General features: G+C 62.9%; 27 protein-coding genes and 1 other RNA gene. 8 read left to right on the top strand and 20 right to left on the bottom strand.

The window, feature by feature from the left end; all coding sequences use genetic code 11:
• Positions 1 to 44: 44 nt before the first annotated feature.
• Positions 45 to 1,007 (bottom strand): hypothetical protein, encoded by a 963-nt coding sequence (locus tag G3W89_RS30420; RefSeq protein WP_162570882.1) that lies wholly within the window; start codon positions 1,005 to 1,007, stop codon positions 45 to 47.
• A 386-nt stretch (positions 1,008 to 1,393) separates the two neighbouring features.
• Between G3W89_RS30420 and G3W89_RS30415 the strand changes: the two genes are divergently transcribed.
• Positions 1,394 to 1,612 carry a hypothetical protein gene (locus tag G3W89_RS30415; protein WP_232076902.1) on the top strand — a complete coding sequence of 73 codons (219 nt, stop codon included), beginning with the start codon at positions 1,394 to 1,396 and terminating at the stop codon, positions 1,610 to 1,612.
• A gap of 205 nt (positions 1,613 to 1,817) precedes the next feature.
• Positions 1,818 to 2,171, top strand: a complete 354-nt coding sequence (locus G3W89_RS30410) for a hypothetical protein (RefSeq protein WP_068674224.1) — start codon at positions 1,818 to 1,820, stop codon at positions 2,169 to 2,171.
• 124 nt (positions 2,172 to 2,295) lie between these two features.
• Here G3W89_RS30410 and G3W89_RS30405 read toward each other — a convergent pair whose 3' ends face one another.
• The 4 genes from G3W89_RS30405 to ssrA all read right to left on the bottom strand — a co-directional run bounded on the left by G3W89_RS30405 (position 2,296) and on the right by ssrA (position 5,439).
• Complete coding sequence (locus G3W89_RS30405) at positions 2,296 to 2,997, bottom strand: hypothetical protein (protein ID WP_068674222.1); 702 nt, start codon at positions 2,995 to 2,997, stop codon at positions 2,296 to 2,298.
• Between the two features lie 234 nt (positions 2,998 to 3,231).
• Positions 3,232 to 3,897: a hypothetical protein gene (locus G3W89_RS30400; protein WP_162570883.1), complete on the bottom strand. Its 666-nt coding sequence runs from the start codon at positions 3,895 to 3,897 to the stop codon at positions 3,232 to 3,234.
• Positions 3,898 to 4,511: 614 nt separating this feature from the next.
• Positions 4,512 to 5,012, bottom strand: a complete 501-nt coding sequence (gene smpB, locus G3W89_RS30395; RefSeq protein ID WP_083944153.1) for an SsrA-binding protein SmpB — start codon at positions 5,010 to 5,012, stop codon at positions 4,512 to 4,514.
• Between the two features lie 81 nt (positions 5,013 to 5,093).
• Positions 5,094 to 5,439: a transfer-messenger RNA gene (gene ssrA / locus G3W89_RS30390) on the bottom strand.
• Between the two features lie 279 nt (positions 5,440 to 5,718).
• Between ssrA and G3W89_RS30385 the strand changes: the two genes are divergently transcribed.
• Positions 5,719 to 6,144: a hypothetical protein gene (locus G3W89_RS30385; protein WP_068674216.1), complete on the top strand. Its 426-nt coding sequence runs from the start codon at positions 5,719 to 5,721 to the stop codon at positions 6,142 to 6,144.
• A gap of 78 nt (positions 6,145 to 6,222) precedes the next feature.
• Here G3W89_RS30385 and G3W89_RS30380 read toward each other — a convergent pair whose 3' ends face one another.
• Genes G3W89_RS30380 through G3W89_RS30360 form a run of 5 tightly spaced genes read right to left on the bottom strand, consistent with a single transcriptional unit; the run spans position 6,223 to position 11,530 of the window.
• On the bottom strand, positions 6,223 to 7,929 hold the full coding sequence (locus tag G3W89_RS30380) for a hypothetical protein (RefSeq protein WP_162570884.1): 1,707 nt from the start codon (positions 7,927 to 7,929) through the stop codon (positions 6,223 to 6,225).
• A complete protein-coding gene (locus tag G3W89_RS30375) occupies positions 7,926 to 8,681 on the bottom strand; it encodes a 2OG-Fe(II) oxygenase (protein ID WP_083944152.1) in 756 nt (251 codons plus the stop codon). The genes G3W89_RS30380 and G3W89_RS30375 overlap by 4 nt, the downstream gene beginning before the upstream one ends.
• Positions 8,678 to 9,664 carry an NAD(+) synthase gene (nadE, locus tag G3W89_RS30370; protein WP_162570885.1) on the bottom strand — a complete coding sequence of 329 codons (987 nt, stop codon included), beginning with the start codon at positions 9,662 to 9,664 and terminating at the stop codon, positions 8,678 to 8,680. Before nadE ends, G3W89_RS30375 begins: the two co-directional genes overlap by 4 nt.
• Positions 9,661 to 10,302 (bottom strand): aspartate/glutamate racemase family protein, encoded by a 642-nt coding sequence (locus G3W89_RS30365; RefSeq protein ID WP_162487212.1) that lies wholly within the window; start codon positions 10,300 to 10,302, stop codon positions 9,661 to 9,663. Before G3W89_RS30365 ends, nadE begins: the two co-directional genes overlap by 4 nt.
• A 55-nt stretch (positions 10,303 to 10,357) precedes the next feature.
• Positions 10,358 to 11,530, bottom strand: a complete 1,173-nt coding sequence (locus G3W89_RS30360) for a hypothetical protein (protein ID WP_068674209.1) — start codon at positions 11,528 to 11,530, stop codon at positions 10,358 to 10,360.
• 266 nt (positions 11,531 to 11,796) lie between these two features.
• Here G3W89_RS30360 and G3W89_RS30355 point away from each other — a divergent pair, with 266 nt between their 5' ends.
• Positions 11,797 to 12,555, top strand: coding sequence for a Mom family adenine methylcarbamoylation protein (locus G3W89_RS30355; RefSeq protein ID WP_068674207.1), 759 nt, complete (start codon positions 11,797 to 11,799; stop codon positions 12,553 to 12,555).
• Between the two features lie 16 nt (positions 12,556 to 12,571).
• Here the strand turns inward: G3W89_RS30355 and G3W89_RS30350 are convergent, their stop codons facing one another.
• The 4 genes from G3W89_RS30350 to G3W89_RS30335 form a co-directional block, all read right to left on the bottom strand.
• Positions 12,572 to 13,318: a hypothetical protein gene (locus G3W89_RS30350; protein ID WP_162570887.1), complete on the bottom strand. Its 747-nt coding sequence runs from the start codon at positions 13,316 to 13,318 to the stop codon at positions 12,572 to 12,574.
• Positions 13,319 to 13,448: 130 nt separating this feature from the next.
• Positions 13,449 to 13,811, bottom strand: a complete 363-nt coding sequence (locus tag G3W89_RS30345; RefSeq protein ID WP_068674203.1) for a hypothetical protein — start codon at positions 13,809 to 13,811, stop codon at positions 13,449 to 13,451.
• 79 nt (positions 13,812 to 13,890) lie between these two features.
• A complete protein-coding gene (locus G3W89_RS30340) occupies positions 13,891 to 14,199 on the bottom strand; it encodes a hypothetical protein (protein ID WP_068674201.1) in 309 nt (102 codons plus the stop codon).
• Between the two features lie 392 nt (positions 14,200 to 14,591).
• Positions 14,592 to 15,242 carry a hypothetical protein gene (locus G3W89_RS30335; RefSeq protein WP_162570888.1) on the bottom strand — a complete coding sequence of 217 codons (651 nt, stop codon included), beginning with the start codon at positions 15,240 to 15,242 and terminating at the stop codon, positions 14,592 to 14,594.
• A 198-nt stretch (positions 15,243 to 15,440) separates the two neighbouring features.
• Here G3W89_RS30335 and G3W89_RS30330 point away from each other — a divergent pair, with 198 nt between their 5' ends.
• Together G3W89_RS30330 and G3W89_RS30325 are read left to right on the top strand one after the other, a co-directional pair.
• Complete coding sequence (locus tag G3W89_RS30330; protein ID WP_068674196.1) at positions 15,441 to 16,661, top strand: phospholipase D-like domain-containing protein; 1,221 nt, start codon at positions 15,441 to 15,443, stop codon at positions 16,659 to 16,661.
• A gap of 871 nt (positions 16,662 to 17,532) precedes the next feature.
• Positions 17,533 to 18,738 (top strand): RNA-guided endonuclease InsQ/TnpB family protein, encoded by a 1,206-nt coding sequence (locus G3W89_RS30325; RefSeq protein WP_241520350.1) that lies wholly within the window; start codon positions 17,533 to 17,535, stop codon positions 18,736 to 18,738.
• On the opposite strand, the gene G3W89_RS30320 is transcribed toward G3W89_RS30325, so the two are convergent.
• Complete coding sequence (locus G3W89_RS30320; RefSeq protein WP_068674195.1) at positions 18,735 to 19,376, bottom strand: hypothetical protein; 642 nt, start codon at positions 19,374 to 19,376, stop codon at positions 18,735 to 18,737. The two genes, G3W89_RS30325 and G3W89_RS30320, sit on opposite strands and share 4 nt — an antisense overlap.
• Before the next feature lie 986 nt (positions 19,377 to 20,362).
• Between G3W89_RS30320 and G3W89_RS30315 the strand changes: the two genes are divergently transcribed.
• Entirely contained in the window at positions 20,363 to 21,733 is a 1,371-nt protein-coding gene (locus G3W89_RS30315) for a DUF6035 family protein (protein WP_162577728.1), read from the top strand.
• A 404-nt stretch (positions 21,734 to 22,137) separates the two neighbouring features.
• Here G3W89_RS30315 and G3W89_RS30310 read toward each other — a convergent pair whose 3' ends face one another.
• The 4 genes from G3W89_RS30310 to G3W89_RS30295 all read right to left on the bottom strand — a co-directional run bounded on the left by G3W89_RS30310 (position 22,138) and on the right by G3W89_RS30295 (position 25,362).
• Complete coding sequence (locus G3W89_RS30310) at positions 22,138 to 22,548, bottom strand: hypothetical protein (RefSeq protein ID WP_068674188.1); 411 nt, start codon at positions 22,546 to 22,548, stop codon at positions 22,138 to 22,140.
• A gap of 91 nt (positions 22,549 to 22,639) precedes the next feature.
• Complete coding sequence (locus G3W89_RS30305; protein ID WP_162570892.1) at positions 22,640 to 23,413, bottom strand: hypothetical protein; 774 nt, start codon at positions 23,411 to 23,413, stop codon at positions 22,640 to 22,642.
• 527 nt (positions 23,414 to 23,940) lie between these two features.
• Positions 23,941 to 24,828: a hypothetical protein gene (locus tag G3W89_RS30300; protein WP_162577727.1), complete on the bottom strand. Its 888-nt coding sequence runs from the start codon at positions 24,826 to 24,828 to the stop codon at positions 23,941 to 23,943.
• A 171-nt stretch (positions 24,829 to 24,999) separates the two neighbouring features.
• Positions 25,000 to 25,362, bottom strand: coding sequence for a hypothetical protein (locus tag G3W89_RS30295; protein WP_162570894.1), 363 nt, complete (start codon positions 25,360 to 25,362; stop codon positions 25,000 to 25,002).
• Positions 25,363 to 25,590: 228 nt separating this feature from the next.
• On the opposite strand from G3W89_RS30295, the gene G3W89_RS30290 reads away from it, so the two are divergent.
• Positions 25,591 to 25,980 carry a hypothetical protein gene (locus G3W89_RS30290; protein ID WP_068674180.1) on the top strand — a complete coding sequence of 130 codons (390 nt, stop codon included), beginning with the start codon at positions 25,591 to 25,593 and terminating at the stop codon, positions 25,978 to 25,980.
• A 79-nt stretch (positions 25,981 to 26,059) separates the two neighbouring features.
• Here G3W89_RS30290 and G3W89_RS30285 read toward each other — a convergent pair whose 3' ends face one another.
• On the bottom strand, positions 26,060 to 26,365 hold the full coding sequence (locus G3W89_RS30285) for a hypothetical protein (RefSeq protein ID WP_162570895.1): 306 nt from the start codon (positions 26,363 to 26,365) through the stop codon (positions 26,060 to 26,062).
• Positions 26,366 to 26,380: the final 15 nt, after the last annotated feature.

Genomic DNA, 26,380 nt, shown 5'->3' with positions numbered 1-26,380 from the left:
TGTCAGGGTCTCAGAGCTTTAGGCCTGAGGCCGAAAGGTCGGCTTCAGCCAAGGTTCCCTCGAAGCTCCTCGAGGTCGTCGTCAAGTACCTGCCAAGCCGTCACGTCGTTGGCCTTCACCTGGCGCACCTCAAGCCATTCGGAGTCAAGAAGCTCGCTTTCGATGCGAACTCGGACTGTGGCGCTTCCTACGTCGGCTGGCACCTCGCCGATGGCCTTTACCAAGCCGGTGGAGAGGTTCACGGCCGCTTCGACCGAGTCGCCGTCTTCGTCTGGATAGACCCAGCTGAGGGTGACCCAGGCCGAAGTGGCCTTGCCTTCCGCGGCGGTTGTTTCCGACTCGACGCCCTGCTGGATGAACCGCATGCACCAGTCAGCCTGATGAGCACGCGACATCGCCTGCATCTTCGCTCCGTAGTGTTGCCCCACCCATTCGGCGATGGTGTCCCAGAGCCCTGGGTTATCGTCGATAACCGCCAGCACCAAGCGGTGCCATTCCACATCTGGCATCCGCACGCCGAGCTCACAGGTGTCGCCAGAGTCGTCGCGCGTATCGACCGTCTCAGCGGAGTAGGCCTTGGCTTGGCTCAGGAGGAAGCGGTTGCGGTAGAACACTTCGGGCTCCTGGAGGTACACGGGGATGCCGTACTTCTGGATGCGAGGAATGCGGGCCTTCTGGGAGACGAGTTCAGCGCTCGGCGCGAAGTCGAAGCTGTTGGGCAGCTGATATTCGCCGGCCTCGTCCAGTGCAAGTCGTTCGAGGCATCCGATGTCGTCCTCGACCAGGTACAGCGTCCGCGTCGCCCACTTCGTGGTGACCGGTGCCGCCGGAGCCTGTTGCGATGCCTCGCTCTTCTGCGACTTGGCGAAAGCGTGCGGGTGCTTGCCCTGCGCCTTCAGGTAGCTGGCGCGCAGCGCTGCATGGGGCACCTTGATGCCATGGTCCACGTCGAGCGCGCGCTTGATTGCCTGGACCACTTGGGTCACTTGTTGGTTGTCTGTCGTCATTGCGATTTCCTTTGGATTTGCGCCTGGGGCGCCGAAAGTCTCCGAAGAGACCTGATTTCCGCTTTGTCCTTCGACGTCCTTTGGCGCAAGCCTTAGGAAACGTGGTTCGAAAGTTCGTTGCCGAAGCAACGCCTTGTCTTCTCCCGCCGGTGAGGCGACCCGTTGTGGGCGCGGAGAGATGGGCGCAAGGTGGCCTAGAACCCGTATAGGTAGCCTGCGGTGGGCTGCAGCCCTATTTAATGTTGCCGACATCGCGTTGCGGGTTGTGGCGGTGACGCCGCCGCCCGCCCGATAGCACCATGGGCTGGGCCGCGCCTTACATCGAGAAGCTTCGAGCAGGCGAGGTCGTATCTTTCCGGCCGCGCGGCCACTCGATGCGGCCCCACATGCGAAGTGGCCAGCTCGTCACCCTCGAGCCCATCCTAGCGGGCAGCGCGCCTGGCGTTGGGGACATCGTGCTCGCGCGTGTACGCGGGGCCGACTACCTGCATTTCATCGGCGCCGTGCGGGACGGGCAGGTGCTCATTGCCAATGCCCATGGGCACGAGAACGGCTGGACGGCCCGAGAACGCGTTCTCGGCAAGGTCTGCGCCGTCGTCGAGTAGCGCACAGCGAACGGCAAACGAACCGGAAGGTTTGGCGGCACGGGCGAGGCTCCAGTCGGCATCAAGCCGTTGATTTCATTGCGCTTTCTTGCCCAGTGGGACCGACCAACGAACCGGCAACCCGAACGCGCGAAAGTAGGCCGCGTCCTGGCCGTCCACGGGATTCGCTAGACGGCTTAGGACCTCACCACGCAACAGGAGCGACATGCCAACACCTACCAAATCTCAGCGCCTCTTCAGCGAGCTCGCAACTGACAACAACTGGTCCGCCGAGCTGCAGGGCCAGGTCGCACTGGCTTTTCTCCACCAGGACCCCGAAGCCATGGACCGGTTCTCCGCCTACGTTCTGGAGCAAGTCAACATCGCCCTGGTTCCAGACGACTTCAGCCACGAGGCGCTCAGTGTTCAAGGCTACCGAGTGCAGCTCGGCGCCAACGGCTACACCTGGATGCGCCTCGGCGACGCCCAGTGGCAGTCGAACTACAGCTACCCGAGCGAAGACATCGCCTGGCGCAGTGCCCACGTCGACGCTGTCGCCGAAGGCCTGGTTTCCGCCTAGGCTCACCGCGCATCTCTGATTTCACCAGCCCCGTCCATTTGGACGGGGCTTTCTCTTCGCCGGTCGGGTCAACGGCACAAGGAAAAAAAAGACCGCCGGCGAGGGCGGTCTTCAGAAGTAGTTTTTAACGTGCCAGCCCAGGGATACGTCCCGTGCGGGGGCACGCCTCGAACTGGTTCGGGGTGGTGCGGATGCCCTTGTGCTTCTTGGGTCCGTAGGCCTCGATGCCGAGAGCGGCACAAGCCTTTGGCGTCCTCAGGGCCACGAACCCCACCATGCCGACAAGGTCGGTTGGTGCGTAGTCCGTTTCTTCGAACTGGCGCTTGCCGTTGAGCAACGCATGTGGCTGTGCCGGGTCGAACACAACCACGGTGCCTGGCTTAAATGGCACCTCGATGTCCATCTCGCCAAAACGCACCGTCCGCTCGGGCGGTCCTTCGATGCACCAGGCGCCGAAGATACCGTTCGAGTAGGGCATGTCGTGGTGGTAGGGCAAGCCGCCGCCGACGATAGCCCCGTAGTCTGTTGACAGGTAACGGATGCTGCGCTCGCCGAGGACTGGTTGGAGCACCGAACGCAAGAGGTTGCGGATGACAAGGCTGTTGGTTTCGCCGAGGTCCTCCAGTTCGAACTCGCTGACCTTGCTCAAGCCGAGCTTCTGGACGAGCCGTGCGGCGCGCCCGTTTGCCCAGTTGCCAACGAGTGACGGCGGAGCCTCTCCGACCAGGACGTTTCTGGCGGCAAGGTACTTGGGCGTGGAGGTATCCGACCTGTTGCTGCTCCAGAGGTAGCGGAAGGACGGGTGTGCTGAAGTCAAGGTTTGCATGAGATGAAATGTCGGTTGGCCTGATGGGTGTAGCCATCTGCCGTCAAGCTCATCTCCGACCGTTGTACATTGCACAGCAGCCGCTGTAGATTCCACAACAGCGCAGCCGTGGCCGCTTCGGCCAGGACATCAGGGCTTCGCCGAGGAGCCACGCTCTTTCTTACCGGGCACCGCCGAGGGGCAAAAAGAACCGCCTGGAGTGTTAGCTCCAGGCGGGAATCAGCGGATATCCGCTCAGGCAGTTATGCCCAGCATTGCTGGACTCGCCACGCTCAGCTCGGGGAAGCGATGCGGGTGGGCCTGCATCAGAGCGAGACGCTCTAGAGCGTCGACTTCATCGATGCACCACTCGAGCACACCGCTGCTGCCTTGCTTGTCCTTTCCCTCGACAGCCCATGTCGCCGAGGCACAATCGCAGCCCAGCCCTCGGTACACGTAGTCTGGGTAGTCGAACAACGCCGTGGCGTTGCGAGACACTGCGAACTCTTGGAGCGTGTCGTTGAGGACCAGCACCAGATGCACCAGGTGGCGCATCTCACGCACTGAGGCAGTGTCAATGTCCAGCTGCACGATGTACACGTTCGCGACCGAACCGAAGTCGTCGTCACGGGCGCAGCCGACTTTCTGAATCACGACGTCCGCGGGGAAAAACGTCGCATTCAGCTCGTCGATTGTTTCGGCGTAGCGCTCGACGGCCGCGAGTTGCTCAGGAGAGTAGCCGTCTTCGAAGCAGAAAGATTGCACAAAGACGATTTGTCCGTTGACGCAGCCGCCGTGCCGTCGGATGAACCGGCGAATCGCGCGACCGTTGTTGCCTTGCTTGTTATCAAGAAGCTTGTAGGCCTCGCGAACGACGCCAGCGACCTCGAAGAGCAGATTGGAACGAGAAGAGAGTGCCATGGATGGCTCCTATAAGAGTTGACCTACCTCGTGTAGAACCAGCCCCCGTGCCGCCACCCCGCGTGGCGAAGTGAGTGTGCTGCGCTCTTAGAACCCGAAGGCCTCTGCTCACAAGCCTGGTCAGCAGGAAGCGGCTTCGCCTTCCCCATCCGACGGATTTCCGCCAACGGACCCCTTGTGGCTGCGCCCGCGTCCAGGGTTCTGGCGCAGGGAAGAAAGACCCGCACAAGGCGGGTCTCGAGGGAGGGGAGGGACTAGCTCTGGGGGTCCGCGCCGTCGACTTGGTCACCGGACGGGCGTCCGTCTGGCGCGACTTCTTCAGGCGCAGCTTGCGGCGACTCTGCGCGAGAAGTCAGGCCGCCAGGTTTCGCGGAGCAGTCTGCAGGCGGAGTGGAACAGGTCTTGGCGCACGAACCTGCGACGGCGCAGGCAGCAACGGCCGACGCGATTGCGATGGTCCGGGTAGGCAGAGCAGATGGTTGGCACATAGTTGGGAGCGGGTTGGTTGTCCTCCTGCGTATAGCCAGCCAATCTCGCTCCCGTGCGCGCTTGTGTACCAGAGGGCCCCCGGGCTCGCAAAGCCGTTGGCCCTATCTCCCGCGTTCCGTTTTCGGCTATGCCGCCTTCAGCTCGCGTGCGAGGTCACGCTGTTGGTCACGTTGACGAACCGTATCGCGCTTGTCGTGCAGCTTCTTGCCCTTGGCCAAGCCGATGTTCAGCTTCAGCTTGCGTGTGTACGTCAGGGCGAGCGGCACAACGGTGTAGCCGCGCTCGTCCACGCGGCGCTCGAGCTTGCGCAGCTCAGCCTTGTTGAGCAACAGCTGCCGAGGGCGGGTGGGTTCCAGCTCTTCCAGCAGACCCTTGCGTGCTTGTGCCAGGGGGGTGATGGTGAGCGACTCGACGAAGGCCTCTCCGTCCTTGAGGCGGATGAAGGCGGAGCCGCCATTGAACGTGGCCTGGCCGGCCAGGATGGCCTTGACCTCCCAGCCGCGCAGCATGAGGCCGGCTTCGAAGGTGTCTTCGATGAAGTAGAGGTGTCGCGCCTGGCGGTTGTCCACGACCGTCCGAGTTTCGCGCTGTCGAGGTCCGCTTTGTGCGGGGTTTGGTGCAGTCACGATGGAATCCTTGAGAGGAGGGCGGCGCGTGAGCGCGCCAGAGGGTCAAACGCCCCGATGCACGTGAGTACATCGAGGCGCCGGCAAGCCGCATTGCTGCGGCTCACAAAGGCTTAGGTTACAGGGTGCCTTTAGACCCCGGCCTGCTTAAGCAGCGAGGCGGAAATTGCTTTCATTGGCAATTGTCATGTCGTTCTGTTCTACAAGACCTAAGCCTTGCCGGGTAGTCCCAACCCGCGTTGCCGCCTGCACTTCCGCCCGTCTTCGAATCCAGGTCACCCCCATCAACAAACGCCTCATCTAAAGCGTTTCTTGGTGGAAGTGTGGGGAATCGAACCCCATTTAGACACGTTTCCGATTCAGAGGATATACAACGATGTCGTCAGTATAGCACATCGCCACAAGCGCAGCAAGCAGCTGAGGCTTTTAAACTCGACGTTTCGTTGGTTCAGCATATAGGCGACGCGACCAAGTCAGAGCGCTAGGGCGCGGAACGCTATTGGCAGCCAAGAGCTCGCGCACGCGGCGTGGGTCGTCGCGGTCTCAAGCCCATATTTTGGCGAGTCGTCGCCTGCTGCCAGCGTCGCAACAGGATGAACCTGCCGCCCGTCGAGCGCGGCTTTCATTTTAGCGGGGCGCGTGCCTCGCCCCTTGGTGCCAGGTCCGTTCCTACACGAGGGAGGACCACTTCACACAGGACACTCACATGAAGAAGACCAAGACGCTCGGGCTCACCGTGCTCCGCAAAGGCGACCGCGAGCTGATGGCAAAAGGCGTTGAAAAACTCGTTCGCGACTGCGGCGCAACCTCCACCCGGCGCGAAGGCGGCGAGTACCCCGGCCCGCGTGGAATTCACGTTGAAATCGACACGCCTCGCGGCCTGCAGGTGACCGTCTACTTCAACGGCTACTCCAGCCAACCGGACGTCTACGTGCTCTCCTGGCACATGGACCTCGAATCGGATGACACGCTGAGCCCGGCTATCTTTGGCGGCAACGTGAACCCCCACCATTTCCGCAAGGCCACCTACGTGGCGCACGGCTACGACGACCTCTGCGAGAAGCTCAGGAAGGGCCTCGACATGGCCATTTCCGGCGTTGCGTTCCGCGAACGCGAGCTCGAACCGGCGTAACGCTCGGCTCCGCTGACCTCCTTCAGGCCTCTTCCAATTTGGAGGAGGCCTTTCCTTTTCTTGAGCTCCCGGCCGGCACTAGCGAAGGCTGAGGTCGCCCGACCACGCGGACAACGCGTTGCAGCAGTCAACCAGCGTTGTCGTCGAGGCAAAGCCCAGGTATGTCAGCAGGGCGCCTGAAGCGGGGTCCGCGTCTGAAACGGTGAGCCGCGGCGCGTAGGCCTCCAGCCACGCGACGTTCAGCTCCCACAGTTGGCGCGAGAGGCGGTTGCATGCCTCAGCGGGAATCTTGGCCCTAAAGACCAGGTTGACGAAAGGAAGCATGTAGGGCGCGCGGGCTGTCTCCCCTGTTGGCAATTCGATGACGAGCCCGCCGTCCCTCGCTCCCAGCAGAAAGTCCCTCGCATCCACGATGTCGAGCACTTCGCGCTCCGCCAGCTCGGTTCCCCGCAGGTAGGCCTCATTCAGGTAGGTGAAGCCGGCCACCTGGACGCCTTCTGCCGTCAGGAGGGCGTGCACGGAATGCTCCGTGTCCCCCGTGGCCTTGTCATCATCCAGCACACGCCACTTCCGGGACCGGTCGAGGCTGGCCAGTTGCAGCGCGAGGGCCGCGGCCCCGGGTCTCGGTACGCGCTGTGACGAGAACACTTGGCCACCTCCGACGTCAAAGAGCCGGCTCACACGCAGCTGCGCATCGCCCAGAACGCACGCGTCCAGGCTCAGCATCGACGTCTCGGGTTCGCGCGCTGCAGTTGCCAACTCGATTTGCGCCGCCAGCGGGATGCCGTGAACCACGCCGGCGGCGCCGAGGCTCGAAGCGAGAACGTCCATGAGCGACTCCTCGAACTCGGCCTGGGCCGCAGCGTCGACCCCCCAGTTGGACGTCGCATGGGCCAGGTCGCGACGAACGAGGTATGCCGGTGTCATCGTCGGGGCCTGGCTCGGCGGCTGCACGAGCGCCCGGTACCGCGCACGCGCTGCCTCAGGGATAAGGGAGAGGTTGCCGCTACGCACCTTGGTAGACGATGCGGTCTCGGCCCGCGTCGCGCGCGTAGCGGGCATCATGTGAAGGCGATGCTCACGGCCGCCAAGGAGCGCATGGGTTTCGCGCAGCGCTTCAGTGGTCATTTCGCCTCGAACACCGCAAAACGCCAGGCCGCGTTCTGCGAAAGCCGCCAGGAACCCCAGGTTGTCGCTGCCAAAGACGTATCCCAACTCAATTGCGTCAACGTGCCTGGCCAGGTAGGCCGCTAGGCGGTCGAGCACATCCGTGAAGTTGAGGGCTTCCGGCGCATGCCGTGCCTCCCACGGGCAGATGGAGAGCCAGTCGCTGTGGCGGACGGCCTCCTCGGCGAGCGCGACTCGTTGCTCTGCATGCAGCGCCGCCGTACCGCCGTTCTTCACGCTGACGTAGGCGTCATGGGAAGGGGACATATAGCCGCCTACGACCGTGTATCCGAGCTCCTGCGCGTGCGTCCGGGCTCGCTCCATGAGGGCGATGTGCCCTTCGTGCATCGGGGAGTAGCTGCCCGTCGACAGGAGAACGAGTTTTCGGGCGTCTTCCGGCGACTGGGCGAGTGCTCGTCGCACCTTCATCAAGGGCGTCGTGAGCATCGCCGGCGACCAGCAAGGGTGCGCCCGAACGCTGCCGTCCAGGAGGTCGTCAATGAAACCGGCGGCTCGGAGCGTCTCGTGGCTCGCGCCGGCGGCGGCGAGCGGCGCATAGTAGGGGTCCAATAGCGCCTTGGCGACAAAGCGGTCAGGGCGGGGGTGGCGTTCCGTCAAGTGGGCGCCCCCGTTCGCTCGAAGACCAGGTCTGTTCTCAAAATCAGCTTCTCCTGCCCGAGGACCGGAGCTCCGTCATGAAGCATTCGGTGCTCGAACAACAGGGCATCGCCCTTTAGGGGCGTCACTGCCAGCAGCACCTCGTCGGCATTGGCATTTCGGGACCAGTCACTGAAATCTCGGGCTGCGAAGGGGAGCGGGTCCTGCGCGTCACGCAGAAACCTCGTCTCACCGCTTTCGTTGTCGCTCAGGTACACGACCAGGCTGAAAAGCGTCCTGCGAGCTTCGCTCTCGATGTACGGAGCGTCGTAGTGACCCACCAGATGGCCACTGCCGGGCTCGTAACGAATGAATCGATGCAAGGCGTTGACGCCAACCGGGTTCCAGAGCGAATGGCCGTCGTGGTCTGCTCGGTCGTGCTCACTGAACGCGCGTGGCTCGAGCAGGGAGGAGGGAAGGCAGGACCAGAGATGGCTCGCCAACTCCGCGCTGAAGCTGCTGCTACGCCAGGAGGCTGGGTGGGTTCCAGGCTTGAAGTTGCTGAGGATGCCGTCAGGCCCGACTGGCACGCTCGGCGCCGACAGGACCTCTCGGCGCATGGCCTCGACAAGCTCGGGTTGAATCAGGCCCCGGATATGCCAAGCTTCGCCCGGCACGGGGAGCCTTCGTGCGCGAGCGCCGGGCCCGCGCGCGGACGGCAGGGCGCTCATCGTGAACAAGGAGGCAATGGGGGCGCTTGCCTCGGTCTTCATTGCCTGGCTTCCCTGGCCACGTGGTAGTCCCACCCACCCTCGATTCGGCAATCCCAAAGGTCGAAGTGCACCGCCGGCGACTTACCCAGATACTTATGGTGGTTGTAGCGGTGAAGGTCCTCCAACGCCGCGCGCTGGCCCGCAAATCGGTCGCTCCGGCCATCTGCCATACCAACTGCCGCAATTCGCCGGGCGACATCGGTACAGGCCTTCTCGCGAAGGAAGAGCTCCACAGCGTCATAGCTGGCGCCAAAGACTTCTTCGTCCGTGCGGCCGTCGTACATGTCTCCGGTCGGCGTCGCCTCGAGGATGGAGGACGGCACCCCCAGGTGCCGGGCAACCTCATAGACCTGGGACTTGTACAGGTCCGAGATGAGCTGTGCGTCCACGAGGCCGTCCGAGGCTTTGCCGAAGTAGCCCAGGTACGCACCCTCGTCGCGATTCGTCGTGCCAATCAACATGCCGGGCGTGCCGGCCTGGGTCAGAAGGCTGGTGACGTAGTAAAGCGCCGGAGTTCGCTGATAAGCCACCAGCTGGCCCGAGGCCCAGCCTTCGCCTAACGTCGACAACGCGTTGTCGACGAGCGTCTTCGTCGCCAGGTGCGCCTTCGACAGGTCGATAACGACAGGCAGCAGTTCAAGCGCGCCGCAGAGCTCCACGCCGCGTGACGTTGCAAGGTCCTGGTTGGTGGCAGCGCCATCGGTGAAGACCGGCAGGAGCACGGGAACGATGCGCTGAATCGGCGAGCCGGGCTGTTGGCTGGCCGCCTTGACCAGCGCCAGCACCAAGGCGGAGTCCACGCCCCCGCTCACGGCCACCACGGCGGCCCGGAGCCCCGATGCGCGAAGGTAGGCGTTCAGCGCATTGCCCTTACGCCAAACGTAGTCAGGTGCGGAAAACGCATCCTCCAGACGAAGCTGGGCAAGCAGCTCGGTGAGGCCGCTCGGAAGGGCGTGCTTGGCAGGAGGGGGATAGTGATTCATGTTGAGGCTTGGAAGGAGGCCCGAAATAGCGCCTGCGCACGGTCAGCCGTGGCGCGCACCAGGCAATTCATGGTGTCGAGCACCCGTTCATCGGGTTCGAGCTGCGCGCACGACAGTTCTGTGCAGGCAATGCGCACCTCGGCGACGCCGCGGCGCAGCTGCTCGGAGATGAGCGCCTGCAGTAGGCAAGCTGAGGGAGCCTGACCCGCCATCCCCTGCTCGATGAGCAGTTGAACTGCGGCTTGGGCGGCGTCGCTCGGGAAAATCAATTCTGGGTAGCGCGCGGAGAGATACGCCCTCATGCTCTTGGAACACAGCACCGCCGTGGACGCGGGCTGTCGCATGGCGGGTGCCGAGTTCCATGGGGTGAACACCTCAAGACCGAGGGTGCCCGTGCAGTTGGTCAGGACCTCGCCCAGGCTGTTGCAAGGCGCAGCGACGAAGGCGGCACCCGCTTCTTTCAACAGCGACACACCGCGCGCAAGCGAAGCGGCGGCCCTACGGCGGCATTCCACGCCGTCGGCGCCGAGTCCTTGCAAGGCCTCACTGAGGTGGATGATTGCGGGGTAGTGCTCGTCTTGGAGGCACGCGCCGGACATCTGACGCGCCCAGGCCTGGACCAGCCGAACCTGGAACACCGCACTCGCGAAGGGCCCCGCGCCGCCCAAGATGCCGATGCGGGCCGGTGCTGTCTCAGCTCGCATGCTCTGAAAGCAGGTAGAGCTGCTCGTCGTGCGTCCCGGTCGCGCGGGGGTCCTGCCCCAGGAAGATGATGTCGCTGCCCGCGGTCCACGGGTGCAGGTCCTGCGGCCGGACGCGGTCGATGTGCGCTCGCAGCGACTCGACGGCGTCCACGGCGTCCATCACCAGCTGCGGCGGCAGCTTCTCGGAGACCGGATAGTCGTACTGGAGCGGGAAGGGCGCCATGGCAATTTTGCTGACACGACGGCGCAAACCACCCAGAGCCAGCGGGAGCAACTCCTTCAGCAGCTCGGCCCCGAGCCCCTGACCGCGCAGGTCGTGCCGGACCTCGAATGCTTCCAGGAACAGGAGGCCCTTGCCGTCATAAAAGCTATCAGGGAGCCGCTGATGCTGCTCGAGCACATGGAGGCTGGTCCCAAGCTTGAGGCCAGCTTCGTCATAGGCGTCGAGCGTCCACAGCGCCTTGGCGGCAGATTGGCCGCGTCGAAGGTAGACGATTCGAGCGTCGAAGGTGGCCACGGGCCGGCCCTTGGCATCAGAGACCAAGGCAGCGATGTCGTAGAGCTTCTCGCCGTCCTCGGCATAGCGGTGCAGGCCGGCACGCCACATCGACAGCACGAGGCCTTCCCCCGCCGCCAGAGGCAGGTTGTCGGCGAGGCGGGCGACCCCGTTCTTGTCGACCCTTCCCCCGAAGTAGTTCTGAAGGGTCACGTCGAGCTCGTCGGACACCATGCTCGCGTACCCGCCGATGAATCCGGTCGCGCCCGGCCGGTACTGCAGAAGCTCCGTGACGCTCGTGCCCAGGACGGGTGCCAGCAGCGGCGTCGCAAGCGCGATGCACGCGTCCAGCTGCCGGCCGGGGGGCTCCCAGTTGTCATCGACCAGGCCTTCGTGCCAAAGCAGGGGTGCGATGGCGTCCATGCAGGCCCGGCCGGCTACCGTTTCGGGCGTAACGATTTCTCCGCCGAGCGCTTCGACTCGGACCATGAAGTCGCAGAGCAGCTGCCCAACTGTCAGGCGTTCGAGCACGGGCCAGCGGGTCGGTGCGCCACTGCGGTCATGCGGCGCGCCGCTCAGGATGGCGACCACGAGGGCCGTCGCTCCGATGCTGGTGCGGTCAAGGTAGGGGCGCAGTTGCGCAGTCGAGAAGTAGGTAGATGCCATCGCGGTCGTCCTTGGCAGCAGCGCTGCGGTCAAGACAGAAAAGCGACACGGTTTATGGCACCTATAGAAGAACGTGGGAGCAAGGTTGATTTACGGACCGCGGAAACCGTATAAACTAAATGCACATGCAATCTAAACTACAAGTCGCCAGAGGCCTGTGCGCCCCCGCTTCCTCTGGAAAACCAATTCCTACGCAACGGTGGCGGGACGGCAAGTCGTCCTTCCGTGTCGACAGGGACGAAGGATTTAGGAAGGGGGACTTCGCTGTGGACCTCATCACGGAGGGCGTCGCAAGAAAGTTCGTGGAGGCCCACCACTACAGCCGGTCGTTCGTAGCGTCCGTCGTACGCGTGGGCCTGTTTGGTCCCAAAGCGGAGCTGATGGGCGTCGCGGTGTTCTCCGTGCCCATGAACCAACGGGTGATTCCGAAGTACTGCTCTGTGCCCCCGAGCGAAGGCTTGGAGCTAGGCCGCCTGGTGCTGCTTGACGCCGCTCCCTACTGCAGCGAGACCTATTTCCTGGGTCGCGCGTTCGACCTGCTCAAGAAGGTGAAGCCGGCGATGAAGGCCGTCGTCTCGTACTCCGACCCAGTGCCCAGGCGAGACGAGGACGGGGGACTGACGATGCCTGGGCATGTCGGCATTTGCTACCAGGCATTCAACGGGCGGTACCTGGGGCGAGGGACCCCTCGAACGCATCACGTCACGGCGTCTGGGCGCGTGGTCAGTCCCCGCTCGCTCTCAAAGATTCGTCTTCTGGAGTCGGGACACGAGGCGGCCGAGCGCGCGCTGGTTCACCTTGGTGCACCGGCACGGCCGTTCGGCCAGGAGCCAGCCCAGTGGCTCGACGGAGTTCTTCGAAGCGGCCTCCTGCGGCCTGTGAAGCATCCGGGCAATCATGTCTACGCCTGGCCGCTGGGACGCACCGGCGAGAAGGCGATTGTGATGTCGGGCTTTCAGCCTCCGCAGCCGTACCCTAAGCAGTCCGATTCGCACCGGCGGGTTGCGCTGATACCGAGCACCTGAGCGAAAGGCTCTCCGCTCATGCCTTTCCGACGTTGCTTGCAACCCAGGTCTTGTCGTGGGCCTTCTGTACTACATACGCCAGATTTGCGTCCACGTAGTCCACGTTTTGGGAGATGCGCTCAATCCTGCCACGGCTGTGAGGGGGAATTTTGCCGCCATAGGTCGCCTGGACCCACAGGAGCCGCTTCGGTAGCCCGCGGATTTGCTGGAACTCCGCGCTTGCGGCAATTTCCGAGCTAAGCCGCTCAATTCGCTCTGCCTCCAGCGTGTGCAACTGCTCCTGCAATACGGCCTCGTCATCGAAACGTTGTTCGATGAAATCGGAAATCTTCTCCGCGATTTCATTGGCCCAGGTCAGTAATACGCTGGAGGTACGGAACGCGCCATCCTTTGTGTACATCGCCAAGATGAAATAGGGCTGGCCGCTGAAGCGCTCGACCAAGGCCAGGTCTGCGGCGACGTGCGCACTAGTCTCGGCCGGCGTTGGCCAGCGACCTCTGCGGCTCATCTCAAATACGGGCTTCCAACCCTCTTCCTCCATGCATTCCTGGACGTAGTCCTCTGGCACAAAGCATTGTTTTTGCCAAAAGACGGCGCTTGGTTTTTCAGCGGCGACTGCCTTCAGGAAATCCTCCCACGCGAACCGCAACCTCGGAGTCGCATCGAGGTCGCTGGCGGTGGCCGGTATTAGCGCACTCCCATGCTTCGCACAGTCATTGCCGAGCGCCTCCAGGAGGTCTTCGATAGTTAAAGTTGGGGTCATGTTTGGCGAATGAAGAGCCTCCTCCGTAGGAGACGGCCCAAATCATCGCATGCGCACTAGCCGAACGGTGACCGAAGTGCTTCGCCATGAAGAAGCCCCTCGCTGCGCAGGGCAGGAGGGGCGAAGAGTTTCAGTCGCGAGCGACGGTGACCGCTTTGACCTGATGCAGCCGTGCCGCGTAGGTCTGTGAGATGACTTGGTCCGCATTTACGGCAAATTTCCGTGCGAGCAGCCGTACCGCGTCTTCATCGGCGCCTTCAGGGATGAGCGTGCCGTGAGGCTCTAGGGCATTGCGGCCCTCGCTTTGGTAGTCGCCTGAGAGCGTAACGTTGTACCCGTCGCCACGGCTCACGTACGCGTGAGCGACCTTGGGCCCGACGGCGGTTTGGAATACCTTGCTTGCAACGCCGGTGCCGCTCTCTTTCTTCCAGCCTGCTGCAGCCAGTTGGCCTTTGATGGTCTGGATGAGCTGGGCGTGTTGGGCTGAGTCCATGTGGTTCCTTGTTTTCAGTGTCCTGCCACGTGTAGCCTCGCGGCGATTTCGCAGTACAGCCTGGCAAGGATAGCGTTCCTCAGTGGTCCCAGGCCTTTCGGCCCTTGTGTTGGGACTTCCAGGACCGCTCGACGCCGCGCGGGCGGCCGTCCCAGGAGTGGAACAGGTAGGCGTCGCGTCTGGTCGCGCGGCATTCCACCTCGCCTTCCTCAGGGTGCCAGGCTGCGTTTTGGCGGCGCTGCGCCATGGTCGCGCAGTTGCGGTAGGTCGGTCCGCCACGCCATTTGCGGATGCCGTACACGGAGCCGCGCCGGTTGCTGTAGCCGCGGGAAGGGTACCGGCCGGAGTCGTACCAGGCGGGGCGTGCATTGGCGTACAGCGTAGGCACGTCCAGGGCCTTGCCGCGCGGGCTGTAGGCACGCAGGTGCGTCTCCGGCCATGCGACGGTGTGCCCGGTGTGGGCTCGAGTCGGCGGAGCCAGTCGTCGTGGTTGTGCCAGGCGCCTTTCAGAGCCTGGGACAGCGCGGTGAGCGTGTCGAAGTACTGGGTTTGCGTGCTGCCGTTGGCAGCGACGATGTCCAGTTGGTAAGGGGTGCCCTTACGCGGGCGTGCGGGGGTGGGGAAAGTCAATCGAGGTCTCCAGTCTTGCTAAGGTGCAAGAGTGGAAAGACGCTCGGTGCTTAAAGTGATGGCGGGGCATTGGCCCAGTACAGGGATTGCGTTTAAACGCCGTTCCGCGCAAGCGCAACCAGGCGCGCCGGTACGGGTCAGGCTCCTTGTCTAACGGCCTGGCGCGGCGCGAAACCGCCGATACAGGTCGTTAGCGGTGCCCGTTTCATCGTCACTGGCGACAAGCCCATCTTGCTCGAGCCCGGCGAGCACCCGGCCGGCCTCCATTGGTGTCAACCTTCCGCCCAAGGCCTTGGCGACCTGGTAGGCCTCGAGCGGCTCCGGTGATGCTTGCAGGTGCAGAAGGACCTCGCCAGGGAGGGCCCGCAGTTCAGCGGCACGCTGCGCAACAAAGGCCCGAACGACGTCGATGCCGACCAGCTTCGCGTCCTCCCATTCGGTATCAGAAAAGCGCACCCCTCGAGCCTTCCTGCGAAGCCCGTCAGGTGCCCCCGGCTTGCGACCCTGATTGCGGCCAGCACCGCCGCGGTTCGACGCGGGCTTGCTCTCAGCGGCAAGCTTGCGCGCCCAGGCCTGACCAGCTTGGAAGCAGGCGGAGCTGAAGGTGCCTGGCACGACGTTGGCCGACCGAGTTGCGCCGTTAAGCGTGTACTTTCCGGAGAAGCCATCCCAGAACGCCGCCCGGTGCCCCGCGCCGCGACGAGGCTGGCCCTCGTGATAGAGCTCACTGTTCTTGTCGGCAGCCGCGGCGAGCATTCCGTCGTACAGCTTCTGCAGGTGCGCATCTTTGAACTTCGCCATGGACTCCCTTTCGTTTTAGGTGTGCTTGATGTTTGATATTGTATAGACACATTCAATCGTCGGCAAGTCCGAGGCACTACGCTCCGGCGCAGCATCGCATCGCGCCGTGCGAGAAAAGTCGCTCCGTGACATCCTGCCTCGCTTGGTCGCCGTCTCGCTGCCCATAATGCTGGCCAACAAATAGAAAGAGGAAGACCAATGCAAGTAGAGTTACTGACGGACAGCAAACAAACGACGAATACGCTCGTCGACCTGATGGCAAAATGCGACCTCGCCGCTTGGGCGGTGGCTTGGGCCACGGACAACCAGGTTCTCGAGGCGGCGTTTGAGCACCGCGCCAAATTCCGCCACCTCGTCGTCGGCACGCACGGATACGTGACCGCGCCGTCGGTCATTGAACGCTTCCAGGAGATGCCGAATTTCAAGGTCATGCTTCCGGAGGGTCCGCTCTTCCACCCCAAGGTCTACCTGTTCCGAAGCAAGGAGGACTGGACCGCCGTGGTGGGCAGTCACAACCTGACGAATCGAGCTTTCACGACGAACATTGAAGCCAGCACCCTGATGCGCGGCAACGCGACCGACGCCGGACTCCAGAAGCTCTTTGCCTTCGTTGCCCAGTCGTGGGGCGCTGGGGTCGATGTCACCCCCGAGTGGCTTTACAGCTACCAGGCCAATCACCGCCGCGCCAAGGCCGCGCATGACGAGCTTGCGCGGTGGGTGCCTGTAAAAAAGTCCAAGGCGGAAGACGACATTCCCGGACCACAGGACCTGGCGTGGCAGGAATTCGTTGCCCGGGTCAAAATTGAAAACCCGAACTCGGACCATACGCTTGAGGGAAGGCTGCAGGTGCTGGAACAACTGGGCGCAATGTTCCGTTCCAAGCCCACATACGCCGAGCTCGATGTAGACGTCCGCAAGCGCATTGCTGGCACGATGGGCGGGACACAAGCCAAGAAGGACGGCCATGAGTGGGCCTGGTTTGGCGCGATGGGTGCCAGTGGCTCGTTCAGCACCACTGTCATCAATAAGCCGGAGGGGCTGTCGCGCGCGCTGGACTTCATCCCGCAAACCGGCCCCGTAAACCTGGAACACTACGAGCTGTTCCGAGAAGAGTTCATGGGCGCGCTGAGCGAAGACCTACGCGCCTCGGGCGGCATCGCAACCGGAACGCGCCTGCTCGCAATGAAGCGGCCGGACCAGTTCGTTTGCATCAGCAGGCCAAACAAGAAGGGCATCGCAGAGCACTTTGCCGTTGCGAACAACACCTCTCTCGACAACTACTGGGAGCGAATCGTACTTCGGATTCGCAGCTCGCCCTGGTGGCTCGCGCCCGAGCCCACGGACCCGCTGGAGAAGCGGATTTGGGCCGGGCGTGCCGCGTTGCTGGATGCCATCTACTACGACCCCGCCACGCGCTGACTATTCCCTCGTGATGGCCAGACGCAGGTCTGTTCAATCGCGGGCATGCAGCAGAATGCGGGCATGAAACTCCTCCTTACCCTCGCGTGCGCATTGGCTGCATTTCATGTTGCTAGTGCTTCCGCGGCCGACGAAGCGTCTGAATTGAAGGCGCTGGTCGAGCGGCAGAACAGTCAGTGTCGTGGGGGCTCCGGCGGCGACCCAAAGACGATGGCGGCCTGCGACGACCGCACGGCAACCATGGCGAAGCTGAAGCGACTTGGGTGGTGCTGGGTAGCCCGGGGCAGGCGGCATACCAGATGAGCTGGGAGCGTTGCTCCGCGACAGCTCAGCCAAGCCCGCAAGGGACAAGAGGTCAACAGGCGGCACGGCCGCAAAGTGCAGATGACGCGGTGCTGGAATCTTGCGGCAAGCAAGCTGTGTTGCTGGCCGATGTTGCCAAGAGGCGAGACCAGGGGTGCCAAGCAGCAACGGCCAGGCGTTTCAGCGTGTCCAAGCCAGGGCAGCATACCTCGAACTTCCGAAACCTTTCGTCGATGCGCTGCCCGGGCTCTACGGCGACATCTACTTTGGCCGGATGCTGGGGCTGACCCCGAACGAAATCCGCGCGCGGACTACTCGATGAAGTGCCGAAACCGCCAGCAAACTAGCACCAGGAGGTAGCCGTATCCGAAGAAGGCTGCAAACGTCGTCAGACCAAGCTGCGCAGGGCCAACTTGCGCGTTCGTCAGCTTCACCAGAAGCCAACGCGAGAGAAGCCCATCCTTTAGGGCGGGGAGTGAATCGCGGGTTGTTTGCAGCCGAAGGCATTGCTCTATCTAAAATGCAGCGATACACTGGATGAAACAACAGTTGAAACAACAACGCCTCGGTGTCCCTTCCCAGTTGCCCCCCGCTCTCGACGCGTGTCCTTCGGCTTCGGCTGAAGGACAAGCACGCGGCCGTGCTGCGCGCGATGGCGCGCGACGTGAACCAGGTCTGGAACTACTGCAACGACCTCGGCCAGCAGGTGCTGCGCCGCGAGGGCCGCTTCATGAGCGGGTTCGACTTTCAGAAGTACCTCAACGGCGCAAGCAAAGCGGGCCTGCTCGTGGGCTCTGCGGTGTTCCAGCAGGTTGCCGAGGAGTTCGCCACGCGCCGGCGGCAGTTCAAGAAGGCGCGCCTGCGCTGGCGCGTCTCCGACCCTAAGCGCGCGAACCGGAGCCTGGGGTGGATTCCATTCAAGGCTCGCTCGCTGCGCTACAAGGGCGGGCAGGTGGCTTTCCAGGGCCATCTTCTGAGCCTTTGGGACAGCTACGGTCTCGCCGACCGCGAGCTCGGCGCGGGCAGCATCAGCGAGGACGTGCGCGGACGCTGGTTCCTGAACGTCACGGTCAAGGTGCAGCCGAAGGCCAAGCCGTCGCCCAAGGGCCTCAAAGGGGCCATTGGTGCCGACCTGGGGCTCAAGAGCCATATGACCGACTCTGCGGGGACCTCGGTGGACGCCCAGCGCTTCTATCGCGACCTCGAGTCGAAGATTGCCACCGCGCAGCGCGCTGGCAAGGCGCACCGGGTGCGTGCGCTGCACGCCAAGGTCGCCAATCGCAGGAAGGATTTCCTGCACAAGCTGTCCACCGTTCAGGCATACAGCCATGCGGCGGTCTTCGTCGGCAACGTCAATGCCGCTTCCCTCGCGAAGACCCGAATGGCGAAATCGGTGCTCGACGCGGGCTGGAGCAGCTACCGAACCATGCTCAAGTACAAGTGCGATGACGCAAGTGCTTGGTTCGCGGAGGTCGACGAATCCTTCTCCACTCAGGAGTGCAACGTCTGCGGCACGCGAGCCGGCCCCAAGGGTCGAGCTGGGCTCGCCGTACGGCAATGGACCTGTCCGTGTTGCGGCACGTCCCACGACCGCGATGTGAACGCGGCGCGCAACATCCTTGCGCGTGGGCTGGTGTGGTTGGAGAACACGTTTTCCGCTGCGGATTCGCGCTCGACGAAGAGTGCGGCCGCAGTGAATAAGGTACCAGGCCCTTCAGGGCTGGGTGCCGCGGCCGGGCATGGCCGTCCAGCAGTGGGAATCCCCGTCCTTTAGGGCGGGGAGGATGTCAATGAGCGGTGCCGGTGGCCTCGACAGTCGGGCTTGACAGGAAGTCCGGCAAGCACCTCTGCGCCACCCGCGGTTGGCGCTCGAACGCCCTTGCTCACATGGCGTGCGAGCAATTCTTCGATTTGCAGCAGTCGCATGAGCGGGCATTGGAGCTCCGACGACTGCCGGCTTGCGTACTCTCTCAATTCCCGCATTGCTGAGTAGAACGCGTCGTTCACCACGCACTCCAACTCGACCTGCCTAGCTTCGAAAATCTGCCTCTTTACTTCGGTCAAGTGTCCTAACTGGTTGTATCGGGGGTCCCCTTGGCTGTCCTTGACAATTGGGCTCCAGAGCATGAAGTGGTGCTCGTACTCCCCCAGGTACTTCCGAGCGTAAGCGATGTCGCGGGAGAACTTCTCAACGAGCTTGTTGACATTGTTTGGTCGCTTGTCCTTGACATACTGGAGGCCAGTCGTGAGGTGAACAGCAACCTCGCACACGTACACCTTTCGCTCCTTGAGATTGATGCCCACGACGTCAATCTCACCCTGCACGTCGACCGTGTACAAGTTCGTCTGGATGAAATCGCACTTTCTGATGTACCGAAGGTACGAGGAAACCAGCTGCTCGCCAACGTTCATGATGCCCCTCTTGTTTTGGTGATTATCCACACGGCGCCCGCAAAACCCATTCGGGGCGGGCCTCCGAGGGCCGTGCCGGGCGCATCGCCTTGCGCGCCGAAAGGTGCCGAATGACCAGGTCGTCAGCTGCGCTCTCCCGCGCGACCGGTCTCCGCTGCTGCACTACCAGGTAGCGGCGCAACAGCAGTGCGATGGCGGGGCTGAGGCCACGACGCCATCGGCGCCTGGCATGAAATCGCCAGCAAGCGGCCCATTCGGTCCCGATTCCATCGCGCTTGCCCGCCAGGAGGCGCAGGGTATACCTTGGGAATTCCCGAGGGACGTTGGAAATGTTTTTCAGGAAACGTGGTGGGGTGTTGTCGCTACACGTGGAAAGAACCACTTTCCCGAAGGACGCCAATGCACCGACCAAGGTTCGGCAGACATTTCACGGCCGACTGGCCGTATGACCCGCATGATGGAGTAGGGCTGGAGTTCGTCGGCGCTCCGACTGCCCGCAAGGCCTTCCTCGACGTGCTCCGCGCCGCCGGTTGCAGCTCACCCGCGGCATGCCGCATTCTCCAACTGCTCGAGGAGGGCGGCACAAAGCGCACAACTGTACGTTCGACGCTCAGATTCGACCGCATCGGCGACCGGCTCGCCGCCCTCGGCGTAGCGATGACAGTCATCCCGCCAGCCAAGCCGACAGACCCGCCTGTTGCAACGTGCCCCTGATTCCCACGCCCCGCCCTCGTCGAGCGGGGCTTTCTTTTGCCTATGGCATCCCCGCCCGCCGTGCCGGGAGGGCAGTGCTCGTTGCCCTCTACTACGACTCAAGACGAAGGCGCAAGTCCTCAGCTTGCCGCGCGCCGGCGCTCAAGCTCGCCTCGTAAGAAACACTCCGGTGGCCGCGGCCGCTCTGCGCGTAGACTTTTCCTGTCGCCAAAATTGGGAAGCAGCAGATGTCGTTCGCAGTTCGCAAGCCGAAGATTGCCGAGGTCCTGGACATGGTGTCGGGCCGCGTTCTCTCAGCCAATCAGGCGATTGGCGCTGACTACGACGCAGCCGTCGTTCTTCGCAGCACGCTCAAGGAGCGTCAGTTCGAAGGTCGCCCGCTGTACACCTGCCCCCTCTGTGGGGTAGGGGTCCAGCTCAATTGCATGGACAAGCAGAAGCAGTTCTACTTTCGGCATGTGCACGAGCTTGGGGGCTGCCCCATCGACACCGGCGCTCACCTTACGCGTGACGAAATAGACGCCATCCGCTACAACGGTGCCAAGGAAAGTGAGCTGCATCACCAGATGAAGCAGTGGATAGCGCAGTGCACCGAAGTCGACCCGGCATTCACGAACACTGAGGTTGAGTCGTCCTGGAAGGGAAAGCTCACGGGGGAGATGCGTCGCCCTGACGTTCGAGCGGAGCACAAAGGCATGCGCGTTGCGTTTGAGGTCCAGTTGTCATCAACCTACCTGGACGTCATCGTCGGGCGCCGGTTGTTCTACCGTAAGGAAGGCGCGCTGCTTGTCTGGGTGTTCGCAAACTTCGACGAAGGCATCCGCAAGATGACCCAAGACGACATCTACTTCAACAACAATCAGAACGCCCTAGTCGTTACTGCCGAAACAGTCGAAGCGTCTAAAAAGCATGGCAAGTTCATGCTCGATTGCGTCTGGCGGTATCCGCTTTCCGCGACCGACAGCTCCGCCGTCTCCGACCTCCAGCGCAAGCTCGTGAGCTTCGACGAGTTGACGCTCGACCTCGCCTCGCAGACGGCCTTCTACTTCGACTTCGAGGGCGCGCGGGAGAAGCTGCGCGCGGCCGAGCATGCAGCAGGGCCCAACCCCTATATCGCACCGGTCGAACAACCGTGGTGGTACGACACCGATGAGGCTGAGGCCCTTCGTGAGCGCTTCCGAGACACGTGGCTGCGCGCTATAGGGGACGGAAAAGTGCCAGGCGAGGAGTGGGAAGAACTCGGGTTTCGCTTCGAGGAGGCGGACCTGAAACTGCCGGCGTACCCGCATCTGCTGCCAGAGACCGTCCTCAAGGTTCTCTACTCCTTCCAGGCGGGGCGTCCGGTCGGCTACAAGTTCAGCAGCCTCATCCAGGTCCTGCACGAGACGCTCCCTCGCAGTGACCGCACGCGTGTCATGCCGTACCTCGAGTACGTGGGGGAGGCGCTACGCGTCTACGGCCTGGTGCCTCAACTGCGCAAAGCTCGGAACTACGCCGCCTGGGAAACCAAGGCCGCTGAACACCGCGCCCGCGAGGCAGAGCGCATCGTGGACCCCAAGCCAGAGCTGGCCACGGTCCGGCTCATCGAGTTCCTGTTCCCAAGGCTCGCCGGCGCAACCGCCAAGCTTGCCGCGTCGCTCTAGGCCACGGGCCTGAAGGAGGCCGAGGGGTCGCTCAGACCATCGAGCTCGTCTTCCTTGACCGCAAGTCCGTCCGCAGCCAGCTTTTCCAAGGCCCTGCCGGCCTGGAGCGGGCTCACCCTTGCGGCCTTGGCGATGCCGTAGCCGTCTATTGGCCCAGTCGCCCTACGCAGAGCCTCCAAAACGGCTTCCCGCGTGCTCTCACCATCACGAACCCCTGGTTTTGCTGCCAAATGCGCCCCTCCGGCTTAGCTGTCGGTCGCGTCAGCTTAGCGGCGTCCGGCGCGCGTGAACACCGCCAAAGGGCGCGTTGTGGGCCTCGACCAACGCACCTGGGCTCTTTTTCGGAGGCGGCCGCCCACTCCGACTACTTTCGTACTCAGGCGCAAACGGATGAACCAACGAACCTAGGCCGCAGCGAGCGCAGCAGTCTCGGACTCTGCCTCCAGGAACTCGTCGAAGCTGACGGTCGGCGGCTCTTTGAGGCCGCGGTACTCGGCCAACGCGCGCAGCTCCTCTTCGATGAGAGGAGGGAAGGGAATCCGGAAAGCCCGCTGCGGGTTGAGCAATGCCTTGAAGCATTCGCGAATCAGCTTTTCGCTGTTCCAGCGCAGGGACAACGTGTTCGCGATGCGCGGGAACCGCACTTGGATGTGGCGCGGTCGTACGCCGAATGGCAAGCTTTGAAGCCAAGCCTGGGCGGCCAGGTTGAGCGCGTTGTCCTCGGGGGCCGGGACGCCGCCAGCAGGGTTCCGGTCAATTTTTGAAACTATGGGCTGACGGTCTAGGCGGCCTGTTTCAGGGCCTTTGGCGTTCATCGCAAATCCTTATAGGCGCGCGGTAGGGGAGGGCACGATTTTAGCCGGGGCATACGCGCCGGCGCCTGCTGCCGAAGCCAAACAAAGCCGTTCAGGCGTCGACTTCTGCACGCTCCGCGCCGGCAACGCGCAGGCCCAGCACATCCAGCGCAAGGGCCGCCTCTTGCGGCGAGTAGGCCGCTCCGGGTGTTGCCTTGGCCTTGTGCCAGGCCCACATCCGGTTGGCCTGGGCGAAGGTCGGCTCGAACACGAAGTGCAGCACGTAGTGGGCCGGGTAGCTGTTGGCCCTCGAGAAGCATTGCACCCGGGGCTCGCCACCGCCTTGCGGGTGGAAGTGGACGCGCGGGTTGCGCTTCAGCACTTCCAGGCCGAGCTCCAGGTCAAAGAACTCGGTTGTCATCATGGAGGCGGGGTCACCGAACCTGACGCCCGTCTGGATGACCTCGCCGGCGAGCGTGAAGAGCATTTTGGCGTCCGGGTCGACCACGCACAGGTGGTCCGCGTCGCACTCACCCTGCGTGACGCTCGTGAATGGCGTGAGTGCACGATGCGGCTCGCTGTCACCCAGGGCTTCGAACCCTTCGCGACCTGCCGCAGCCTGCTTGTCGGCATCCAGGAAGAACACGTTCTCCATGGCTACAAGGGCTGCGCCATGTTCCAGGTGAGCGCGGATGTCCTCTAGCCGTGCGACGCCTTCGGCAGCGCTCTTGGCAGGGATGTGCGGGGCCAGCCCCGCAGACAACTGGGGCACGCCGGCGCAGTTGAACTCGTCGCGGAACGCGAAGAAGCCCGGGGCCACCCGGCAGTATTGCAGCGTGCGATGGGAGTCGAGCGTTTGGACTTGCGTCAGGGTTTGGATTTCCATGGTGGCCTCAAGGGGAGTCGGCCACCGTCTATCGACCCTCTTTAGCCACGCCTCGCCCTAAAGCACTTCGCTTCCCAACCATGCGCCAAAAGAGGGGAGGTCACCGGTGGGGAGGGCGCCGCCGGGAATTACTCAAGATTATCTGAAATCTGATAATTGGCCGAAGCCCCCTGGTGCGCCGTCCAGGATGCGAAGCACCTCGTCGAGGGAGCGGCCCACGTTCAGGTCGCGGAACGCCCAGCATGTCCTCGGCGGACACTCCCATATTTTCTGACCGGCCTGAGAAATGAAAGACCGCACCGAGCGTGAGCTGGTGCGGTCTTGGAATGACGCTGCGACGGCTAGCGTCGCGCTTGTCGAGCGAACTTCGCTTCGTTCTTCAACGCTTTTGCAAGGCGACGGTTGGTGGTCTTGTCGAGCACTCCGCCTTCATCTCGCCTAGCGGTCACTACTTCCGCGATGAAGCGACGGCGCCCTGCACCTCGAATTGCCTTGTCCCGTGCGGTCAAGCTCATCGCTGCAGTTCCTCAGTCGTATACGCCGGCGTACGTGTCGAATCGCGCCGCTCCTGCCTTGCGCAGTCCGAGCAGGTCAAGGACAAAGATTGCCTCGTGCTCTTCGCCGGCCGCGCGCTTCGTGTCGCGCGCGAGGTGCCAGTCCCGAATCCGCACCGCCTCTTCGACCGTCGGCTCGAAGATGAACTCCAAGCATTGCGTCCGGCCGTCTTCAGCGTTGTACGACGGAATGTTCTGAAGCTTGCGACCGGACCGGTCGGTCTCGAAGTGCACCCGAGGATTGGCCTCAAGCAGGTGCAGCGCGAGCTCGAGGTCGTAGGACCGGTTGTCCATCATGCCAACGATGTAGTCGAAGTGAATCCCCATCGGTCGCGGGAGACCGTCCATTGTGAACACCTGGTGGCTCCCCATTTCGATGCGCACGAGGTGCCTGGAGTTGGCGTCGCCCGACACAAAGCACGAGTAGGGCTTCGTGAGCCGCGCCGTCTTCTGCAGTGCTTCCAGCATGCCGGAGAAGCCCTTCACCGCGCCTGCTCGCAGGACTTCATCGTCCACAAAGCAGACTGACGACAAATCCTTGAGCGGTGCACCGGTGTTGAGATGGTCAAGCAGGTTCGCCTCGCGCGCGAAGCCTTCCGTAGTGGTGTTGAACTCAAAGCCTGCCTTGAACGACGGGTCCGCCGGCGGCTGGGCCGCGCAGATGCGATGGTCCTTGTAGACCACGATGCCGTGGGCAACATCGCGGTAGTTCACCTCGCGACGGGCCTGAAGCACCTGGGTCTTGAAAACCGTTTGGGTTTGAGTAGCCATTTGTTCCTCTGAGGGTTGTTGTCCTGCGTTGTCTAGGGAAACGACAATGGCCAGGCCGCTGCCAAATGCCGGCCGCGGGTTAACAGGCATTTCTATGCCCCTTATCCCGCCTTTTAACCGCTAGCAGCCACTCTTGTGCCGGTTAAGGCTGGCCCGCACCGGCTGGCGCCGGGCGCCAGGCCGAGCCCGTCGGCATCGAGAGGGGCGCTGCGGCCCGACCAAGAAAAAAGCGCCAGATGAGCTGGCGCTTTTCGGGAATGGTCAAAACTTATAAGGTTCGTCCGTTCGCAGGACATCGGAGAAGTCGTCCTTTGCTCGGGCGGCATCGTTCGTGTGGGTCCAGTAGCGCTGGTAGGCCTCATCCAACAACTCGCGGCGTTCCTCGTCGAGAACGTTAAACGGGAATACGTCCGAAGGGCTGTACCTGCCTGCGAGCACTAAGCGGTGACCGTACTCGGTCGGCTTGGCAGTCTCGAGGCCCGAGTAGATGTCGTTGATGCTCTCCAAAGATTTCGGGTTGTAGTAGAAGAACGGCTTCGGCGAAAACAGCTCCGAACAGCCGATGGCGTCCTCTGCGGGAGAGAGCGTGAAGCCGGCGTCGATGAGTTGCTGAACAGTCCGCATGGCGGTTTCCTTTGGTGGTTGTCCTTTGGGTAAATCTTGTAGTCACCGCGTCCAGACCAGGTGACCGACGCTAGTGCCTAGCTGTTCGACTCCACGCGAGAAAGTCACGACTTGGGACTTCTGTCGTGCGCGGCACGCACAGGCATCGGGAATCACTGGTTTTTGCGTGATACAAGAGCATCTGGACATTTTTCCAAGCGCCGCCCTGCTTACAAGGACTTTGGACGTATGAAAAGAATGATGGCCTATCGGGCCGTGGCCGTCGCCGTGCTCGGTGCAGCGCTTTCGATATCCGCAACCGCAGAGGTCTTGGCTAGCGAGTACCAGGCGGCGATGCAATCGGCTCGCGACAAGCCAGCGATGCTGCTCTACATATCTGGTGTTGGAACCGGCTTTGGCTGGGCAAACGAGACAAACACCTACAACAAGGTGCGACCGCTGTACTGCCAGCCAGAGACGCTATCGATGAACGCACAGAATTTCACGCAAATTCTCGACGCGCGCTTGGCAAAGGTTACAGCGGAGAATCGCGCAATCGGCAAATCCACGGATATGACGAAATTGCACGCCGAGTTTGAGCTACTCCGCGGTCTTGAACAAACGTTTCCATGCCAATAGCGCAGTCCCGGCAGCCAGCGCAAAGAGAAGCCCCCAAAGAACAGGTTCTTTAGGGGCGAGAATCAGCTCGGGCTAAGGGCTAGAGCATGTCGTGCAGGCGGCGCGCGTCGCGCAGCTGACGGATGAGCTCGAGCACGACCTGCGGCTGTGCAGCGGCGATGTAAGCGACGTCGGCATCCCGGGTCGAGTACTGCGTCTCGTCCTCACCGAGCACCTCGATGTCGTAGCCGTGACGCGGGTTCTCGCGCGGTGCCGAGACAAAGCTCGGAAGTCCCGGGGAGCTGCGGACCTTCCAGGGCCCTTTGGTGGCAGCGTTGGCTAGGTTCTCGAGAGCTTCGAGGTCGAGTGGGGCGCCGGCGCCGCGGCAGGGGGTGGTATCAGGCATGGTGTTTCCTTCGTT

The organism is Variovorax sp. PBL-H6 (assembly GCF_901827155.1).
Lineage (GTDB): Bacteria > Pseudomonadota > Gammaproteobacteria > Burkholderiales > Burkholderiaceae_C > Variovorax.
This window is presented reverse-complemented; position numbering and strand designations above follow the sequence as displayed.

Excerpts from the sequence above, each read along its gene's own strand:
- G3W89_RS30420 (WP_162570882.1), bottom strand. The coding sequence starts at position 1,007 with ATGACGACAGACAACCAACAAGTGACCCAAGTGGTCCAGGCAATCAAG.
- G3W89_RS30415 (WP_232076902.1), top strand. The coding sequence starts at position 1,394 with ATGCGAAGTGGCCAGCTCGTCACCCTCGAGCCCATCCTAGCGGGCAGC.
- G3W89_RS30410 (WP_068674224.1), top strand. The coding sequence starts at position 1,818 with ATGCCAACACCTACCAAATCTCAGCGCCTCTTCAGCGAGCTCGCAACT.
- G3W89_RS30405 (WP_068674222.1), bottom strand. The coding sequence starts at position 2,997 with ATGCAAACCTTGACTTCAGCACACCCGTCCTTCCGCTACCTCTGGAGC.
- G3W89_RS30400 (WP_162570883.1), bottom strand. The coding sequence starts at position 3,897 with ATGGCACTCTCTTCTCGTTCCAATCTGCTCTTCGAGGTCGCTGGCGTC.
- G3W89_RS30385 (WP_068674216.1), top strand. The coding sequence starts at position 5,719 with ATGAAGAAGACCAAGACGCTCGGGCTCACCGTGCTCCGCAAAGGCGAC.
- G3W89_RS30375 (WP_083944152.1), bottom strand. The coding sequence starts at position 8,681 with ATGAAGACCGAGGCAAGCGCCCCCATTGCCTCCTTGTTCACGATGAGC.
- nadE (WP_162570885.1), bottom strand. The coding sequence starts at position 9,664 with ATGAATCACTATCCCCCTCCTGCCAAGCACGCCCTTCCGAGCGGCCTC.
- G3W89_RS30360 (WP_068674209.1), bottom strand. The coding sequence starts at position 11,530 with ATGGCATCTACCTACTTCTCGACTGCGCAACTGCGCCCCTACCTTGAC.
- G3W89_RS30350 (WP_162570887.1), bottom strand. The coding sequence starts at position 13,318 with ATGACCCCAACTTTAACTATCGAAGACCTCCTGGAGGCGCTCGGCAAT.
- G3W89_RS30345 (WP_068674203.1), bottom strand. The coding sequence starts at position 13,811 with ATGGACTCAGCCCAACACGCCCAGCTCATCCAGACCATCAAAGGCCAA.
- G3W89_RS30335 (WP_162570888.1), bottom strand. The coding sequence starts at position 15,242 with ATGGCGAAGTTCAAAGATGCGCACCTGCAGAAGCTGTACGACGGAATG.
- G3W89_RS30330 (WP_068674196.1), top strand. The coding sequence starts at position 15,441 with ATGCAAGTAGAGTTACTGACGGACAGCAAACAAACGACGAATACGCTC.
- G3W89_RS30320 (WP_068674195.1), bottom strand. The coding sequence starts at position 19,376 with ATGAACGTTGGCGAGCAGCTGGTTTCCTCGTACCTTCGGTACATCAGA.
- G3W89_RS30315 (WP_162577728.1), top strand. The coding sequence starts at position 20,363 with ATGGTGTCGGGCCGCGTTCTCTCAGCCAATCAGGCGATTGGCGCTGAC.
- G3W89_RS30310 (WP_068674188.1), bottom strand. The coding sequence starts at position 22,548 with ATGAACGCCAAAGGCCCTGAAACAGGCCGCCTAGACCGTCAGCCCATA.
- G3W89_RS30305 (WP_162570892.1), bottom strand. The coding sequence starts at position 23,413 with ATGGAAATCCAAACCCTGACGCAAGTCCAAACGCTCGACTCCCATCGC.
- G3W89_RS30300 (WP_162577727.1), bottom strand. The coding sequence starts at position 24,828 with ATGCCTGTTAACCCGCGGCCGGCATTTGGCAGCGGCCTGGCCATTGTC.
- G3W89_RS30295 (WP_162570894.1), bottom strand. The coding sequence starts at position 25,362 with ATGCGGACTGTTCAGCAACTCATCGACGCCGGCTTCACGCTCTCTCCC.
- G3W89_RS30290 (WP_068674180.1), top strand. The coding sequence starts at position 25,591 with ATGAAAAGAATGATGGCCTATCGGGCCGTGGCCGTCGCCGTGCTCGGT.
- G3W89_RS30285 (WP_162570895.1), bottom strand. The coding sequence starts at position 26,365 with ATGCCTGATACCACCCCCTGCCGCGGCGCCGGCGCCCCACTCGACCTC.